25 protein-coding genes are annotated in these 14,371 nt (G+C 48.0%); all 25 read right to left on the reverse strand.

Translation table 11 applies throughout. The features are described 5' to 3' along the window. Positions 1–18: 18 nt before the first annotated feature. Positions 19–204: a 50S ribosomal protein L30 gene (gene rpmD / locus NST08_RS26185; RefSeq protein ID WP_007132553.1), complete on the reverse strand. Its 186-nt coding sequence runs from the start codon at positions 202–204 to the stop codon at positions 19–21. A gap of 12 nt (positions 205–216) precedes the next feature. Next, positions 217–714, reverse strand: coding sequence for a 30S ribosomal protein S5 (gene rpsE, locus NST08_RS26190; RefSeq protein ID WP_007132554.1), 498 nt, complete (start codon positions 712–714; stop codon positions 217–219). Between the two features lie 26 nt (positions 715–740). Then, positions 741–1,109: a 50S ribosomal protein L18 gene (gene rplR / locus NST08_RS26195; RefSeq protein ID WP_007132555.1), complete on the reverse strand. Its 369-nt coding sequence runs from the start codon at positions 1,107–1,109 to the stop codon at positions 741–743. A gap of 117 nt (positions 1,110–1,226) precedes the next feature. Beyond that, positions 1,227–1,769 (reverse strand): 50S ribosomal protein L6, encoded by a 543-nt coding sequence (gene rplF, locus NST08_RS26200; protein ID WP_007132556.1) that lies wholly within the window; start codon positions 1,767–1,769, stop codon positions 1,227–1,229. Positions 1,770–1,798: 29 nt separating this feature from the next. Further along, a complete protein-coding gene (gene rpsH, locus NST08_RS26205; RefSeq protein WP_007132557.1) occupies positions 1,799–2,197 on the reverse strand; it encodes a 30S ribosomal protein S8 in 399 nt (132 codons plus the stop codon). A 33-nt stretch (positions 2,198–2,230) separates the two neighbouring features. Further along, positions 2,231–2,416, reverse strand: coding sequence for a type Z 30S ribosomal protein S14 (locus tag NST08_RS26210; RefSeq protein ID WP_013312154.1), 186 nt, complete (start codon positions 2,414–2,416; stop codon positions 2,231–2,233). A gap of 46 nt (positions 2,417–2,462) precedes the next feature. Continuing rightward, positions 2,463–3,005, reverse strand: coding sequence for a 50S ribosomal protein L5 (gene rplE / locus NST08_RS26215; protein ID WP_007132558.1), 543 nt, complete (start codon positions 3,003–3,005; stop codon positions 2,463–2,465). Positions 3,006–3,033: 28 nt separating this feature from the next. After that, positions 3,034–3,390 carry a 50S ribosomal protein L24 gene (gene rplX / locus NST08_RS26220; protein WP_007132559.1) on the reverse strand — a complete coding sequence of 119 codons (357 nt, stop codon included), beginning with the start codon at positions 3,388–3,390 and terminating at the stop codon, positions 3,034–3,036. Positions 3,391–3,469: 79 nt separating this feature from the next. Continuing rightward, positions 3,470–3,838 carry a 50S ribosomal protein L14 gene (gene rplN / locus NST08_RS26225; protein ID WP_006212911.1) on the reverse strand — a complete coding sequence of 123 codons (369 nt, stop codon included), beginning with the start codon at positions 3,836–3,838 and terminating at the stop codon, positions 3,470–3,472. 37 nt (positions 3,839–3,875) lie between these two features. Beyond that, a complete protein-coding gene (gene rpsQ, locus NST08_RS26230) occupies positions 3,876–4,142 on the reverse strand; it encodes a 30S ribosomal protein S17 (protein WP_007132560.1) in 267 nt (88 codons plus the stop codon). A gap of 45 nt (positions 4,143–4,187) precedes the next feature. Then, the gene (rpmC, locus tag NST08_RS26235; RefSeq protein WP_007132561.1) at positions 4,188–4,385 is read right to left on the reverse strand and encodes a 50S ribosomal protein L29; all 198 of its coding nucleotides are present in this window, start codon (positions 4,383–4,385) and stop codon (positions 4,188–4,190) included. Continuing rightward, positions 4,375–4,809: a 50S ribosomal protein L16 gene (gene rplP / locus NST08_RS26240; protein WP_007132562.1), complete on the reverse strand. Its 435-nt coding sequence runs from the start codon at positions 4,807–4,809 to the stop codon at positions 4,375–4,377. Before rplP ends, rpmC begins: the two co-directional genes overlap by 11 nt. Positions 4,810–4,811: 2 nt before the next feature. Then, positions 4,812–5,477, reverse strand: coding sequence for a 30S ribosomal protein S3 (gene rpsC / locus NST08_RS26245; protein WP_007132563.1), 666 nt, complete (start codon positions 5,475–5,477; stop codon positions 4,812–4,814). Between the two features lie 13 nt (positions 5,478–5,490). After that, a complete protein-coding gene (gene rplV, locus NST08_RS26250) occupies positions 5,491–5,823 on the reverse strand; it encodes a 50S ribosomal protein L22 (RefSeq protein ID WP_007132564.1) in 333 nt (110 codons plus the stop codon). Positions 5,824–5,858: 35 nt separating this feature from the next. Continuing rightward, positions 5,859–6,134, reverse strand: coding sequence for a 30S ribosomal protein S19 (gene rpsS, locus NST08_RS26255; RefSeq protein WP_007132565.1), 276 nt, complete (start codon positions 6,132–6,134; stop codon positions 5,859–5,861). A 73-nt stretch (positions 6,135–6,207) separates the two neighbouring features. Continuing rightward, positions 6,208–7,038: a 50S ribosomal protein L2 gene (rplB, locus tag NST08_RS26260; RefSeq protein ID WP_007132566.1), complete on the reverse strand. Its 831-nt coding sequence runs from the start codon at positions 7,036–7,038 to the stop codon at positions 6,208–6,210. Between the two features lie 30 nt (positions 7,039–7,068). Next, the gene (gene rplW, locus NST08_RS26265; protein ID WP_007132567.1) at positions 7,069–7,362 is read right to left on the reverse strand and encodes a 50S ribosomal protein L23; all 294 of its coding nucleotides are present in this window, start codon (positions 7,360–7,362) and stop codon (positions 7,069–7,071) included. After that, the gene (rplD, locus tag NST08_RS26270; RefSeq protein ID WP_007132568.1) at positions 7,362–7,985 is read right to left on the reverse strand and encodes a 50S ribosomal protein L4; all 624 of its coding nucleotides are present in this window, start codon (positions 7,983–7,985) and stop codon (positions 7,362–7,364) included. The genes rplW and rplD overlap by 1 nt, the downstream gene beginning before the upstream one ends. A 26-nt stretch (positions 7,986–8,011) precedes the next feature. Continuing rightward, positions 8,012–8,635, reverse strand: a complete 624-nt coding sequence (gene rplC / locus NST08_RS26275; protein WP_007132569.1) for a 50S ribosomal protein L3 — start codon at positions 8,633–8,635, stop codon at positions 8,012–8,014. Positions 8,636–8,673: 38 nt separating this feature from the next. After that, a complete protein-coding gene (gene rpsJ, locus NST08_RS26280; protein WP_006676490.1) occupies positions 8,674–8,982 on the reverse strand; it encodes a 30S ribosomal protein S10 in 309 nt (102 codons plus the stop codon). A 441-nt stretch (positions 8,983–9,423) separates the two neighbouring features. Further along, entirely contained in the window at positions 9,424–10,614 is a 1,191-nt protein-coding gene (gene tuf, locus NST08_RS26285; RefSeq protein WP_007132570.1) for an elongation factor Tu, read from the reverse strand. 145 nt (positions 10,615–10,759) lie between these two features. After that, complete coding sequence (gene fusA / locus NST08_RS26290; RefSeq protein ID WP_007132571.1) at positions 10,760–12,838, reverse strand: elongation factor G; 2,079 nt, start codon at positions 12,836–12,838, stop codon at positions 10,760–10,762. 45 nt (positions 12,839–12,883) lie between these two features. Then, the gene (gene rpsG, locus NST08_RS26295) at positions 12,884–13,354 is read right to left on the reverse strand and encodes a 30S ribosomal protein S7 (RefSeq protein ID WP_007132572.1); all 471 of its coding nucleotides are present in this window, start codon (positions 13,352–13,354) and stop codon (positions 12,884–12,886) included. 53 nt (positions 13,355–13,407) lie between these two features. Then, entirely contained in the window at positions 13,408–13,827 is a 420-nt protein-coding gene (gene rpsL, locus NST08_RS26300; protein WP_006212930.1) for a 30S ribosomal protein S12, read from the reverse strand. 142 nt (positions 13,828–13,969) lie between these two features. Then, positions 13,970–14,218 (reverse strand): ribosomal L7Ae/L30e/S12e/Gadd45 family protein, encoded by a 249-nt coding sequence (locus NST08_RS26305; protein ID WP_007132573.1) that lies wholly within the window; start codon positions 14,216–14,218, stop codon positions 13,970–13,972. Positions 14,219–14,371: the final 153 nt, after the last annotated feature.

Genomic DNA, 14,371 nt, shown 5'->3' on the forward strand with positions numbered 1-14,371 from the left:
GGGATCCCTATCCCGGGATTAACCTTCGATTTCTTTAACAGAAACCAGGTGATTTACTTTCTTGATCATTCCGCGAATCGCAGGATTGTCGTTTTGAACCACGGAATGGTTGATTTTACGAAGTCCGAGCGTCTTCACGGTTGCACGCTGATCCTCTGGACGTCCAATCACGCTGCGTACGAGGGTGATTTCAAGTTTAGCCATGAGATTCCCTCCTTAACCCAACAGCTCTTCGACGGATTTGCCGCGAAGCTTGGCAACATCTTCAGCACGCTTCAGGCGGGACAAGCCCTCCAAAGTCGCATTGACCATGTTCATGGAGTTCGAAGAACCTAGAGATTTTGTCAAAATGTCGCCTACGCCAGCCAGCTCGAGCACGGCACGAACCGGACCGCCGGCGATAACCCCAGTACCTTCGGATGCCGGCTTCAACAATACTTTGCCTGCTCCGAAGTGACCTTGCACAAGGTGAGGAATGGTAGTTCCAACGAGTGGAACGTGGATCAGGTTTTTCTTAGCATCTTCGATACCTTTGCGGATTGCATCCGGTACTTCGCCTGCTTTACCGATACCTGCTCCTACCCAACCTTTGCCATCACCGACAACTACCAGTGCACTAAAGCTGAAACGGCGTCCGCCTTTAACAACCTTAGCAACGCGGTTAATATTTACAACTCTTTCAGTCAGTTCTAAAGTGTTAGGATCTACACGCAAGTCGTTTACCTCCTTTTGAAGTTATCTTAGAATTCAAGGCCTGCTTCGCGAGCTGCTTCTGCAAGAGCTTGAATACGTCCATGGTACAAGTATCCTCCGCGGTCGAATACAACAGACTTGTATCCTTTCTCCGCAGCACGTTTTGCAACGAGTTCGCCAACCTTACGAGCGGATTCTACGTTACCGCCGTTTTGGATGTCGCTGCTCAATTCTTTATCAAGCGTAGAAGCCGATGCCAAAGTTACGCCGGCAACATCGTCGATCAGTTGAGCGTAGATGTGTTTCGAAGAACGGAACACATTCAGACGAGGACGCTCAGCAGTTCCTTGAATTTTCTTGCGGACACGCAGGTGTCTCTTCAAGCGAGCTTTGTTCTTGTCTTGTTTCGTGATCATGCTTCCCTTTCACTCCCTTCAGTTTTGCCTTAACAGCTTCACTTTTAGACGCATCGGGTAAGTAAGGAAGAACAGGTTAGCTATCGGCTTTGGCCATCGCCAAACGCTTAAGCTACCTTATTTCTTCTTACCAGCCTTACCTTCCTTACGGATAATGCGTTCACCTTCGTATTTAATCCCTTTGCCTTTGTATGGCTCAGGCTCGCGTACGGAACGAATCTTAGCAGCGTATGCACCTACGCGCTCTTTATCGATACCGCGTACCGTAATTTTTGTGTTGGAAGCCACTTCGAACTCGATGCCTGCTTCCGGCGTGATTTCAACTGGGTGGGAGTAACCCACGTTCAGTACGATTTTATCACCGGATTTGCTTGCACGGTATCCGACGCCGACGAGCTCAAGGTTTTTCGAGAATCCTTCAGTTACGCCGTTGACCATATTCGAGACAACGCTGCGGGTCGTGCCGTGAAGAGAACGATGCAGTTTGTTGTCGGATGGACGAACAACATTGATTTCGTTGTTTTCTACAGAGATCTGCATGTCTTTATGCAGCTCGCGAGTCAAAGTACCTTTCGGTCCTTTTACCGTAATTACATTGTTATCGAGTTTAACCTCGACACCGCTAGGGATAGCGATTGGTTTACGACCAATACGGGACATTCATTGCACCTCCTATCTTGTGACGTTGATTACCATACGTAGCAGAGAACTTCTCCGCCGGCTTTGGCTTGACGAGCTTCTTTGTCGGTCATAACTCCCTTAGATGTGGAGATGATCGCGATACCCAAACCACCAAGTACACGAGGTACTTCGTTGCTCTTTGTATATACGCGGAGACCTGGCTTGCTGATTCTTTTCAGACCTGTGATTACGCGCTCGTTGTTGGAGCCATATTTCAGGAATACACGAATGATCCCTTGTTTATTGTCTTCAACAAACTCCGCATCACGGATGAAGCCTTCACGCTTCAAGATGTCAGCGATTTGTTTCTTAATCGTCGAAGCAGGCATTTCTACGGTTTCGTGACGAACAGTGTTCGCGTTACGAATACGAGTAAGCATATCTGCAATTGGATCGGACATAGTCATGTAGGATAAACCTCCTTCCCGGTTATAAACTTCTTACCAGCTTGCTTTTTTCACGCCAGGAATCTGGCCTTTATAAGCTAATTCACGGAAACAAATTCTGCAAATTTTAAACTTCTGCAGTACCGAATGTGGACGACCGCAACGCTCACAACGGGTGTATGCCCGAACTTTGAACTTTGGTGTGCGTTGTTGTTTAACTTTCATCGAAGTTTTTGCCACTTAGCCTGACACCTCCTAAATAGTTTCGGAGAAAAGGACAACCGTCTTATTTTGCAAATGGCATGCCCAGTTGAGCAAGCAATTCACGGGACTCTTCATCGGTTTTAGCTGTCGTTACGATAACGATATCCATACCGCGAACCTTATCCACTTTGTCATACTCAATTTCAGGGAAAATGAGCTGCTCTTTCAGACCGAGCGTATAGTTGCCGCGTCCGTCAAATGCTTTGGTGGACACGCCCTGGAAGTCACGTACACGTGGGAGTGTAACGTTGAACAGCTTGTCGAGGAAGTAGTACATACGCTCACCGCGCAATGTCACCTTCACACCGATCGGCATGTTCTCACGCAGTTTGAAGCCCGCGATGGATTTCTTAGCACGGGTGATAACCGGTTTTTGACCAGCAATCAGCTGCATGTCGTTTACAGCGGAATCAAGCACCTTCGAGTTTGCTACAGCGTCACCTACACCCATGTTGATGACAACCTTCTCGATTTTTGGTACCTGCATTACTGTTTTATAGCTAAACTTCTGCATCAGAGCAGGAGTTACTTCATTCAAAAAACGTTCTTTCATTCTTGCTGCCATGATTCAAGGACCTCCTTTCTAAACCGTCTTATTTATCGATAACTTCTCCGGATCTCTTCGCTACGCGAACCTTCTTGCCGTTGTCCAGTACTTTGTAACCGATACGGGTTACTTTTCCGCTCTTCGGATCAACGTGCATAACGTTCGATACATGGATCGGAGCTTCCTTCTCGATGATACCGCCTTGAGGGTTCATTTGGTTCGGCTTTTGGTGCTTCTTGATCATGTTCACACCTTCAACCAGAACGCGGTTTTCACGAGGATATGCTGCGATAACACGGCCTTTTTTGCCTTTATCCTTACCGCTGATGACGATAACCGTATCATCTTTTTTCACGTGCAATTTATTGTTGTGGGATTCCAGAACCTTTTTTGCTTTAGGCATTCGTTACACCTCCTATGACTAGCCAGTTCATCGATTTATCGGGTACCCGCTAAGCCGATAAGCACCGCTTTTCGGGTTATTAGATTACTTCCGGAGCCAAGGAAACGATTTTCATGTAGTCTCTTTCGCGAAGTTCGCGAGCAACTGGTCCGAAAATACGAGTTCCGCGTGGGCTTCTGTCGTCTTTAACAACAACTGCTGCATTCTCGTCAAAAGAGATGTAAGAACCGTCTTTACGGCGTACGGAACGCTTCGTGCGGACAACTACTGCTCTAACTACATCACCTTTTTTGACAACGCCGCCTGGTGTTGCTTGTTTGACGGAGCATACGATCAAATCACCGATTTGAGCTGTACGGCGACCAGTACCACCCAATACGCGGATACACATCAGTTCCTTCGCACCGGAGTTGTCAGCAACAGCCAAACGAGTAAATGGTTGAATCATTTAAATGTCCTCCTTCCATCGAAAACTGATCATTTTCTTAGATGATAACCGCTTTTTCTACCACTTCAACCAGTCTCCAGCGCTTGTCTTTGGAGAGAGGGCGAGTTTCCATGATTTTAACGGTATCTCCGATTTGAGCTTCATTGTTCTCATCATGCGCTTTAAATTTTTTCGTGTATTTAATGCGCTTGTGGTACAAGTCATGCTTCTTATAAGTTTCAACAGCTACAACAATGGTCTTATCCATTTTGTCGCTGACAACTTTACCGATTTGCACTTTACGAGCATTGCGTTCTTCGCTCATTTGTTAGCCTCCTTCCTGAATACAGACGACCTTTCGCCTGTCTCATTAACTAATCCCAAGTTCTCTTTCACGGATAACGGTTTTAGCACGAGCTATTTCTTTGCGAACGTCACGGATCCGAGTTGGATTATCAAGCTGGCCCGTAGCCAATTGAAAACGGAGGTTAAAGAGTTCTTCTTTAAATCCGGCGATTTTTTGCTCGATTTCTGCAGTGGTTAAGTTGCGCAGTTCATTAGCTTTCATTTGCTTCACCACCCACTTCTTCTCGTTTCACAAACTTCGTTTTCACAGGCAGCTTGTGAGCGGCGAGACGCATCGCTTCGCGGGCGATTTCCTCGGACACGCCTCCAAGTTCAAACATGATCTTGCCTGGTTTAACTACGGCAACCCATTTCTCAACGTTACCTTTACCGCTACCCATCCGGACCTCGAGAGGCTTTTGAGTGATCGGCTTATCTGGGAAAATCTTGATCCATACTTTACCGCCGCGGCGAATGTAACGAGTCATCGCGATACGCGCAGCTTCGATCTGACGGTTCGTGATCCAGCCTGGCTCCATTGCTTGCAGACCGAATTCGCCGAAGTTCAGTTCAGTACCGCCTTTAGCTTGACCTCTCATATGGCCGCGCTGTTGTTTGCGGTGTTTTACACGTTTTGGTACCAACATGATTAGTTGCCTCCTTCCTGAGCAGCTTGTTTCTTAGCCGTAGGAAGAACCTCTCCACGATAGATCCATACTTTCACGCCGATACGGCCGTAAGTCGTATGCGCTTCTGCTGTACCATAGTCGATGTCTGCACGAAGCGTATGAAGTGGAACAGTTCCTTCACTGTAGCCTTCTGTACGAGCAATCTCGGCTCCGCCAAGACGTCCGCTGACCGATGTTTTAATCCCTTTCGCTCCGGCACGCATTGTTCTTTGAATTGCTTGCTTCAGCGCACGACGGAAGGATACACGACGTTCCAGCTGTTGTGCAATGCTTTCAGCAACAAGAATTGCGTCCAGTTCAGGGTTCTTGATTTCAGAAATGTTGATGTGAACTTTTTTGCCGCCGGCGATCTTCGTTACTTGACCGCGCAGAACTTCAACTTCGGAACCACCCTTACCGATAACCATGCCTGGCTTCGCAGTGTGGATCGTTACGTTCACACGATTCGCTGCTCTCTCGATTTCAATACGGGATACAGCGGAGTCTTTCAATTTATTCTTCAGGTATTCACGGATTTTTACGTCTTCCAGCAAAAGATCACCGAAATCTTTGCCTGCATACCATTTGGATTCCCAGTCACGGATAATACCGATACGGAGTCCTACTGGATTTACCTTTTGGCCCACACGTTTTCCCTCCTTATTTTTCAGCTACCACCAAAGTAATGTGGCTGGTGCGTTTATTAATCCGGCTTGCACGTCCCATTGCACGCGGGCGGAAACGTTTCATTGTCGGTCCTTGGTTAACATACGCCTCGGTTACCACCAGCTTGTTAACGTCCAAGGAATAGTTGTGCTCAGCATTCGCGATCGCCGAGTTGAGCAGCTTCTCAACTACTGGAGACGCAGCCTTTGGAGTGTGACGCAGAATTGCGATGGCTTCACCGACTTGCTTGCCGCGAATCAAGTCAACAACGAGTTGAGCTTTACGAGGAGCAATCCGTACCATTCTTGCATGTGCTTTTGCTTCCATTGTTTAACCTCCTCTCAAACAAAGAGCTTCGATAATTATCTTCTCGTTTTCTTATCGTCTTCGTGACCTTTGTAAGTACGAGTTGGAGCAAACTCACCCAACTTGTGTCCTACCATGTCCTCTGTTACATATACAGGTACATGCTTGCGGCCATCATATACACCGAACGTGTGACCGATAAATTGCGGGAAAATAGTGGAGCGGCGGGACCAAGTTTTGATCACAGCCTTCTTGTTTGCGCTGTTCATTTCCTCCACTTTCTTGAGCAGGTATCCGTCGACGAAAGGTCCTTTTTTCAAACTACGGCTCATATAGAAATCCTCCCTTCACCAAATTGTCTCGTTACCATCCAAAGCCTCTCACGAAGCGATGCACTCTCGCGCATTACTTCGTGCGGCGGCGAACGATATATTTGTCAGAAGCTTTACCTTTTTTACGGGTCTTGGCACCAAGGGTTGGTTTACCCCATGGAGACATAGGCGATTTACGTCCGATTGGAGCGCGGCCTTCACCACCACCGTGTGGGTGATCGTTAGGGTTCATGACGACACCTCGTACTTCAGGACGTTGTCCGAGCCAGCGGCTGCGTCCAGCTTTACCGATCTTGATCAACTCATGGTCTTGGTTACCCACAGAACCGATGGTTGCACGGCAAGTTTTCAGGATGTGACGAACTTCACCGGAAGACAAACGTACTGTAACGTACTTTTCTTCTTTACCGAGAAGCTGTGCTTCCGTACCAGCAGCACGAACTAATTGTCCGCCTTTGCCTGGCTTCAATTCAATGTTGTGGATAACGGTACCAACCGGAATGTTCTCCAATGGAAGAGCGTTACCGATTTTGATGTCCGCACCAACGCCGGATACGATTTGATCTCCGACTTTCAGACCTTTTGGAGCGAGGATATAACGCTTCTCACCATCTGCATAGTGGATCAGCGCGATATTAGAAGTACGGTTCGGGTCGTATTCAATCGTAGCAACGCGACCTGGAATGCCGTCTTTGTTCCGTTTGAAGTCAATGATACGGTATTTACGCTTGTGTCCGCCGCCATGGTGACGAACCGTAATTTTACCTTGGTTGTTGCGGCCGGCTGTTTTGCTCAGCGGCGCCAAGAGCGATTTCTCCGGCTTGTTCGTGGTGATTTCTTCGAAAGTCGACACGGACATGTTGCGTCGAGCCGGGGATGTCGGTTTATACTTTTTAATAGGCACTGTGTTTTCCCTCCTTACTTAGCAGTTTTCTTATTCAACCGATTCAAAGAACTCGAGCGGCTTGCTGTCCGCTGTCAGCGTTACAATAGCTTTCTTCCATTCGGTTGTGTAACCGGAATAACGGCCATAACGCTTCGGCTTCGCAGGAACACGCATCGTATTCACACTCGAAACTTTAACTTTAAAAATAGATTCAACAGCTTGCTTGATCTCGGTCTTGTTCGCACGAATGTCAACTTCGAAAGCATATTTCAGCTCTGCCATGTAGTCAGCCGTACGTTCCGTGATCACCGGGCGCTTGATTATATCGCGAGGGTCTTTCATTACGCGAGCACCTCCTCTACCTTCTGAACTGCTTCTTTCGTAATGATCAGTTGATCGTACGACAGTACGTCAAGAACATTAATGCCATCAGCCGCTACGAACTTCACACCTGGGATGTTACGAGCGGAAAGGGCAACATTATCATCGTAGCTAGGAGCAACGATCAGAGCTTTACGTCCTACCTTAAGATTGCTCAAGATATTAGCAAACTCTTTCGTTTTTGGCGCATTCAGCGTCAATTGATCCAATACGATAATTGCGTTGTCGTTCACTTTGGAAGACAAAGCGGATTTGATCGCCAGACGACGAACCTTCTTAGGAAGTTTGAATGTATAGCTGCGCGGAGTTGGTCCGAATACCGTTCCGCCGCCTTTCCATTGTGGTGCGCGGATCGAACCTTGACGAGCACGGCCGGTGCCTTTTTGTTTCCAAGGCTTACGTCCGCCGCCGCGTACTTCAGAACGTCCTTTTACTTTATGCGTACCACGACGAAGGGAAGCGCGCTGCAGCAATACTGCGCTGTGCATAACATGCACGTTCGGCTCGATACCGAATACTGCTTCGTTCAATTCTACTTCGCCAACTTGGCTACCGCTGACATTATAAAGTGCTACTTTAGGCATTGTTTGCTCCTCCTTTCTTTAGGCGACTATTTCTTCACCGTTTGTTTAATTTGCACAAAGCCTTTTTTCGGTCCAGGTACGGAACCTTTAACAAGGATAACGTTGCGTTCAGCATCAACCTTGATAACTTCAAGCTTTTGGATCGTTACCGTATCATGTCCCATATGTCCTGGCAGACGCTTGCCTTTCGGAACACGGTTAGCTTGGATCGAACCCATGGAACCAGGTCCGCGGTGATAACGGGAACCGTGGGACATTGGTCCGCGGCTTTGTCCCCAACGCTTGATTACGCCTTGGAAACCTTTACCCTTGGAAATTCCAGTAACGTCAACAAATTCGCCTTCTGCGAAGACATCCGCCTTCAGCTCTTGGCCGACCTCGACACTCGCGAGGTCAACACCGCGAATTTCGCGAACGTAGCGCTTAGGTGCAGTGTTTGCTTTTTTCGCATGTCCTGCTTCTGGCTTGTTGGCATTGTTTTCTTTCTTATCGGAGAAACCGATCTGGATCGCTTCGTATCCGTCGTTCTCCAGGTCTTTTTTCTGCAAAACAACACAAGGACCTGCTTCGATAACCGTTACAGGAATTACATTACCTTCTGCGGTAAATACTTGAGTCATCCCGAGTTTTCTACCTAAGATACCTTTCATGTTGACACCTCTTTTCCCTTCACTAATTCGTTATGCTATTACAGTTTGATTTCGATATCTACACCGGACGGCAGGTCCAAGCGCATCAAGGCATCCACAGTTTGTGGAGTCGGGTTCACGATGTCGATCAAGCGTTTGTGAGTACGCATTTCGAACTGTTCCCGAGAATCCTTATACTTGTGCACCGCACGGAGAATGGTAATTACTTGCTTTTCAGTTGGAAGCGGGATCGGACCGGAAACACCAGCACCCGAACGTTTTGCTGTCTCAACAATTTTCTCAGCGGATTGATCAAGAATTCTGTGGTCGTATGCTTTCAAGCGAATACGAATTTTTTGCTTTGCCATTTTATTCCCTCCTTCTATCGCCCAATTTGGTATCGGACATACTCCGTGAAAATTTTCCGAACACCTGCCTCATGGCAAAGGGGCCGGGTGTGTCGGTAACCTCTCACATCATCGCAACGTCGCAGAACAACATTCACTATTATATAGAAAAGATAGGCGCATTGCAAGCATAAAATCAGAATTTATTCATACCTTGCATTTCCTCTTTTTTTCTACTATAGAATAAGGTTTCCCGGCCGTGCTTATCCCCTTATTCCTGCATCGTGGACAACGTCCCGACATAGATATGAAGTATGCCGCTGCTCGTACGTTTCGGATCCCGCGGTATTAAAAACAAAGAGCCTGATCGTAAAAGATCAGACTCTGTTATCGTTACATCACACTGTTGCTCGTTACATCACGCTGTTGCTTTATATGTTCAGGCTGTTCGATAAGCCTAAATTACTTAATGATGGAAGCTACGGAACCAGCACCTACGGTACGGCCGCCTTCACGGATGGAGAACTTTGTTCCTTCTTCGATCGCGATTGGAGCGATCAGTTGAACGGTTACGGTGATGTTGTCACCAGGCATAACCATTTCGGAACCTTCTGGCAGGTTGATCACACCAGTTACGTCCGTAGTACGGAAGTAGAACTGTGGACGGTAGCCAGTGAAGAAAGGCTTATGACGTCCGCCTTCTTCTTTGCTCAGTACGTATACTTGAGCAGTGAACTCAGTGTGTGGCTTAACGGAAGCTGGCTTAGCAAGTACTTGACCACGCTCGATTTGAGTACGGTCGATACCGCGAAGCAGAGCACCGATGTTGTCACCAGCTTGAGCGGAATCCAGCAATTTACGGAACATTTCAACGCCCGTAACAACGGATTTCTTAGTCTCTTCTTCGATACCAACGATTTCGATCTCGTCGCCGACTTTGATTGTTCCGCGCTCAACACGGCCAGTAGCAACTGTACCACGACCTGTGATGGAGAACACGTCCTCGACAGGCATCAAGAAAGGCTTGTCAGTGTCGCGCTCAGGCAATGGGATGTACTCGTCGATTGTTTTAAACATCTCAACGATTTTGTCAGCCCAAGGACCGTCTGGGTTTTGCAGCGCTTCACGAGCGGAACCGCGAGTGATTGGAGTGTCATCGCCTGGGAAGTCATATTCGCTCAGGAGATCACGAACTTCCATTTCAACCAGTTCCAGAAGCTCTTCGTCTTCAACCATGTCGCATTTGTTCAGGAATACAACGATGTAAGGTACGCCTACTTGGCGGGACAGCAGGATGTGCTCGCGAGTTTGCGGCATTGGGCCGTCAGCTGCGGATACAACCAGGATAGCGCCGTCCATTTGAGCTGCACCAGTGATCATGTTTTTAACATAGTCAGCGTGTCCTGGGCAGTCAACGTGTGCATAGTGACGTGCGTCAGTTTCGTACTCTACGTGGGAAGTAGAGATTGTGATACCGCGCTCGCGCTCTTCTGGAGCTTTATCGATTTGGTCGAAGGACATAGCTGCACCGCCGTATCTTTTGGACAATACAGTTGTGATTGCAGCAGTCAGAGTTGTTTTACCGTGGTCAACGTGACCGATAGTACCGATGTTAACATGGGGTTTCGTACGTTCGTATTTAGCCTTTGCCATTTGAACAATTCCTCCTTAAGGGGATTTATATGTTTGGGCCGGTTGCGGAGGAATGAAACGGTAGCTCCATTCTCCTCCCCGACAGGTAAAACGTTATTAGAAGTTGTTCAAAGAATCGCCTTACACGACTTTTGAACTCGTGCTATTACTCTCCGCCCTTGTGCTTGGACACGATTTCTTCGGAGATATTCTTAGGAACTTCTTCGTAGTGGGAGAGTTCCATCGAGAATACGCCGCGACCTTGTGTACCGGAACGCAGAGTTGTGGAATATCCGAACATTTCGGACAGAGGCACTTTCGCACGGATAATTTGAGCGCCACCGCGTGAATCCATACCTTCGATACGTCCACGGCGGGAGTTCAGCATACCCATTACGTCGCCCATGTATTCCTCAGGCACGGTAACTTCCACTTTCATGATTGGCTCAAGCAGGACAGGTTGACACTTGTCTTTAGCTGCTTTGAGGGCCATGGAACCTGCAATCTTAAACGCCATCTCGTTGGAGTCGACATCATGGTAAGAACCGTCAACGATCGTTGCTTTAACGTCTACGATCGGGAAGCCGGCGAGTACGCCGTTCTTCATTTGCTCTTCAATACCTTGTTGTGCTGGCGCAATGTATTCTCTAGGTACAGCACCGCCGACGATCTTGCTGTCGAACTGGTTACCGCTACCTGGTTCCAGAGGCTCGAACTCAACCCAAACGTGACCGTATTGACCACGACCACCGGACTGACGAACGAATTTACCTTCAACGCGCCCTGGAGCACGGAAGGTTTCACGATAGGCAACCTGAGGCTTACCTACGTTGGTTTCCACTTTGAACTCACGACGCATACGGTCGATGATGATGTCCAAGTGAAGCTCACCCATACCTGCAAGGATCGTTTGACCGGTTTCCTCGTCAGTATGCGCGCGAAGAGTCGGATCCTCTTCGGTCAGCTTGCCGAGAGCCACGCCCATTTTGTCCTGGTCGGCTTTCGTCTTAGGCTCAACCGCGATTTCGATAACCGGATCAGGGAAGTTCATGGATTCCAGGATTACTGGATGCTTCTCATCACACAGTGTATCACCTGTACCCGTATCTTTCAAACCTACGGCAGCCGCAATATCACCGGAGTAAACTTCGGTAATTTCTTGACGGCTATTCGCATGCATCTGAAGGATACGTCCGATACGCTCGCGCTTACCTTTCGTTGCATTCAGTACGTAAGAGCCGGATTGCAAAATACCGGAGTAAACGCGGAAGAATGTAAGCTTACCAACATAAGGGTCTGTCATGATTTTGAACGCCAGCGCCGCGAATGGCTCTTCATCGGAAGAGTGACGCTCAACTTCAGTACCGTCTTCCAAAGTTCCTTGGATGCTTGGTACGTCGGTTGGAGCCGGCAAGTAATCGATAACAGCGTCCAGCATCAGCTGAACCCCTTTGTTACGGTAAGAAGATCCGCAGATAACCGGGAAGATTTTAACTTCGACAACACCTTTACGCAGAGCCGCTTTAATCTCAGGCACGGTGATTTCTTCACCTTCAAGGTATTTCATTGTCAAATCTTCGTCAAGTTCTGCAACCTTCTCGATGAGCTCGTTGCGGAGCTCTTCAACTTGATCCTTGAATTCCGCTGGAACTTCGGTTTCTTCGATATTTTGACCGAGGTCATCCTTATACATATAAGCTTTTTCCTCGATGATATCGATGATGCCGACGAAGTCGGACTCTGCACCGATCGGAAGCTGAATAGCAACCGCGTTCGCTTGCAGACGATCTCTCATGTCTTTAACAACATTCAAGTAGTCGGCGCCGATAATGTCCATTTTGTTTACGTATGCGATCCGAGGAACCCCGTATTTGTCAGCCTGTCTCCAAACGGTTTCCGACTGAGGCTCAACGCCCTCTTTCGCACTGAATACACCTACTGCCCCATCCAATACACGAAGGGAACGTTCAACTTCTACTGTGAAGTCAACGTGTCCCGGGGTGTCGATGATATTAACGCGATGACCTTTCCATTGAGCGGTCGTAGCAGCGGAAGTAATCGTGATACCGCGCTCCTGCTCCTGCTCCATCCAGTCCATCGTAGCAGCACCCTCGTGAACTTCACCGATTTTGTGCGTACGGCCTGTATAGAACAAGATCCGCTCTGTGGTGGTCGTTTTACCAGCGTCAATATGCGCCATGATCCCGATATTACGTGTATTTTTCAAGGAGAACTCTCTTGCCATGCGAATAGTCTCCCTTCAAAATTGAAGTTTATTAGCTGCTGAATCCTACCAGCGGTAGTGAGCAAACGCTTTGTTCGCTTCAGCCATTTTGTGCGTGTCTTCGCGTTTCTTAACGGAAGCGCCTGTGTTGTTGGAAGCATCGATGATCTCTGCTGCCAAACGCTCTTCCATTGTTTTCTCACCGCGGTTGCGGGAGTAGTTAACGAGCCAACGTAATCCCAGGGAAGTACGTCTCTCTGGCTTAACTTCGATTGGAACTTGGTAGTTCGCACCGCCGACACGACGAGCTTTTACCTCCAGTACCGGCATGATGTTCTTGATGGCTGCTTCAAACACTTCCATCGGATCATTGCCCGTACGTTCCTTGATGATGTTGAACGCGTTGTAAAGGATGCTTTGAGCAACACCTCTTTTACCATCCAACATGATGCGGTTGATCAGACGAGTTACCAGCTTGCTGTTGTACACCGGATCTGGCAGCACGTCTCTTTTTGTAACTGGACCTTTGCGTGGCATGGATATCCCCCTTTCTTCAGTCATGAGTCATGTTTATCCAACATGAGCTTCAATTAGCTTTTTGCTTTAGGACGCTTCGTACCGTATTTGGAACGAGCCTGCATACGGTTGTTAACACCAGCGGTATCAAGCGCGCCGCGAACGATGTGGTAACGTACACCCGGAAGGTCTTTTACCCGTCCACCGCGAACCAATACGACACTGTGCTCTTGCAAGTTATGACCGATACCTGGAATGTAAGCAGTCACCTCGATGCGGTTCGTCAAACGAACACGAGCATATTTACGAAGTGCGGAGTTCGGTTTTTTCGGCGTCATTGTGCCTACACGAGTGCAAACACCGCGTTTTTGCGGAGCGCTCAGATCAGTCTCCTCACGTTTCAAAGCGTTGAACCCTTTTTGAAGTGCTGGAGATTTCGACTTGTAAACTTTAGCTTGACGGCCCTTGCGAACCAGTTGGTTGATTGTTGGCATGTTAGCCACCCCCTTCCCGTAATTATCATCCTGTTACAAACCATTTTAAGTCCACAGACCCAGGCGGTTCATAAAAGAACAAATGAAAAGTTTTTGCCGATAGAGAAGCTGCCTTCTCAAAGCAAAAACGATTTCTCAATCATCATTTCAAGACAGCGGCCGCTGCTGCGCCGACTTCAATACCGCATGCTTCCCCAAGCTCCTTCATGGTCGGTACATAGTTGATAGGTACGCCATATCGTTCGCAGTGGGATACGATCTTGGATATCAGACGCTGGTCGCAATCTTCAGCCACATATACTTCTGTAGCCCGGCCGGTTTCAACGGCCTTCATTGTTTGTTTGGTGCCGATCTTGACGTGTGCATCCTGTAATCCTTTATCATTAGACATTAAGCATTCCTCCAAAAGAACAGGGAACAAGGCAACGATTCACGCACCTTTGCTATATTAGCATCTGCCCTAGGCGATGTCAAGCTATTAAACGTGAAAAAAAAGAAATGGCAGGGAAGGAGCCGAAAGCCGGCTTGATCAAGCAGCCCCGGC

Origin of the sequence: Paenibacillus sp. FSL K6-1566, assembly GCF_038050475.1 — a bacterium.
GTDB classification, from domain to species: Bacteria; Bacillota; Bacilli; order Paenibacillales; family Paenibacillaceae; genus Paenibacillus_AQ; species Paenibacillus_AQ lactis.

Coding starts and splice junctions, on each gene's coding strand:
- rpmC (WP_007132561.1), bottom strand. CDS start 4,385: ATGAAAGCTAATGAACTGCGCAACTTAACCACTGCAGAAATCGAGCAA.
- rplN (WP_006212911.1), bottom strand. CDS start 3,838: ATGATTCAACCATTTACTCGTTTGGCTGTTGCTGACAACTCCGGTGCG.
- rpsS (WP_007132565.1), bottom strand. CDS start 6,134: ATGAGCCGTAGTTTGAAAAAAGGACCTTTCGTCGACGGATACCTGCTC.
- rpsQ (WP_007132560.1), bottom strand. CDS start 4,142: ATGAGCGAAGAACGCAATGCTCGTAAAGTGCAAATCGGTAAAGTTGTC.
- rplX (WP_007132559.1), bottom strand. CDS start 3,390: ATGCCTAAAGCAAAAAAGGTTCTGGAATCCCACAACAATAAATTGCAC.
- rplR (WP_007132555.1), bottom strand. CDS start 1,109: ATGATCACGAAACAAGACAAGAACAAAGCTCGCTTGAAGAGACACCTG.
- rpsG (WP_007132572.1), bottom strand. CDS start 13,354: ATGCCACGCAAAGGTCCAGTTACAAAAAGAGACGTGCTGCCAGATCCG.
- rpsJ (WP_006676490.1), bottom strand. CDS start 8,982: ATGGCAAAGCAAAAAATTCGTATTCGCTTGAAAGCATACGACCACAGA.
- rplD (WP_007132568.1), bottom strand. CDS start 7,985: ATGCCTAAAGTAGCACTTTATAATGTCAGCGGTAGCCAAGTTGGCGAA.
- rplP (WP_007132562.1), bottom strand. CDS start 4,809: ATGTTGGTACCAAAACGTGTAAAACACCGCAAACAACAGCGCGGCCAT.
- fusA (WP_007132571.1), bottom strand. CDS start 12,838: ATGGCAAGAGAGTTCTCCTTGAAAAATACACGTAATATCGGGATCATG.
- NST08_RS26305 (WP_007132573.1), bottom strand. CDS start 14,218: ATGTCTAATGATAAAGGATTACAGGATGCACACGTCAAGATCGGCACC.
- rplW (WP_007132567.1), bottom strand. CDS start 7,362: ATGAAAGACCCTCGCGATATAATCAAGCGCCCGGTGATCACGGAACGT.
- rpsH (WP_007132557.1), bottom strand. CDS start 2,197: ATGACTATGTCCGATCCAATTGCAGATATGCTTACTCGTATTCGTAAC.
- rplF (WP_007132556.1), bottom strand. CDS start 1,769: ATGTCCCGTATTGGTCGTAAACCAATCGCTATCCCTAGCGGTGTCGAG.
- rpmD (WP_007132553.1), bottom strand. CDS start 204: ATGGCTAAACTTGAAATCACCCTCGTACGCAGCGTGATTGGACGTCCA.
- rplV (WP_007132564.1), bottom strand. CDS start 5,823: ATGGAAGCAAAAGCACATGCAAGAATGGTACGGATTGCTCCTCGTAAA.
- rpsL (WP_006212930.1), bottom strand. CDS start 13,827: ATGCCAACAATCAACCAACTGGTTCGCAAGGGCCGTCAAGCTAAAGTT.
- rplE (WP_007132558.1), bottom strand. CDS start 3,005: ATGGCAGCAAGAATGAAAGAACGTTTTTTGAATGAAGTAACTCCTGCT.
- rplC (WP_007132569.1), bottom strand. CDS start 8,635: ATGAAAGGTATCTTAGGTAGAAAACTCGGGATGACTCAAGTATTTACC.
- tuf (WP_007132570.1), bottom strand. CDS start 10,614: ATGGCAAAGGCTAAATACGAACGTACGAAACCCCATGTTAACATCGGT.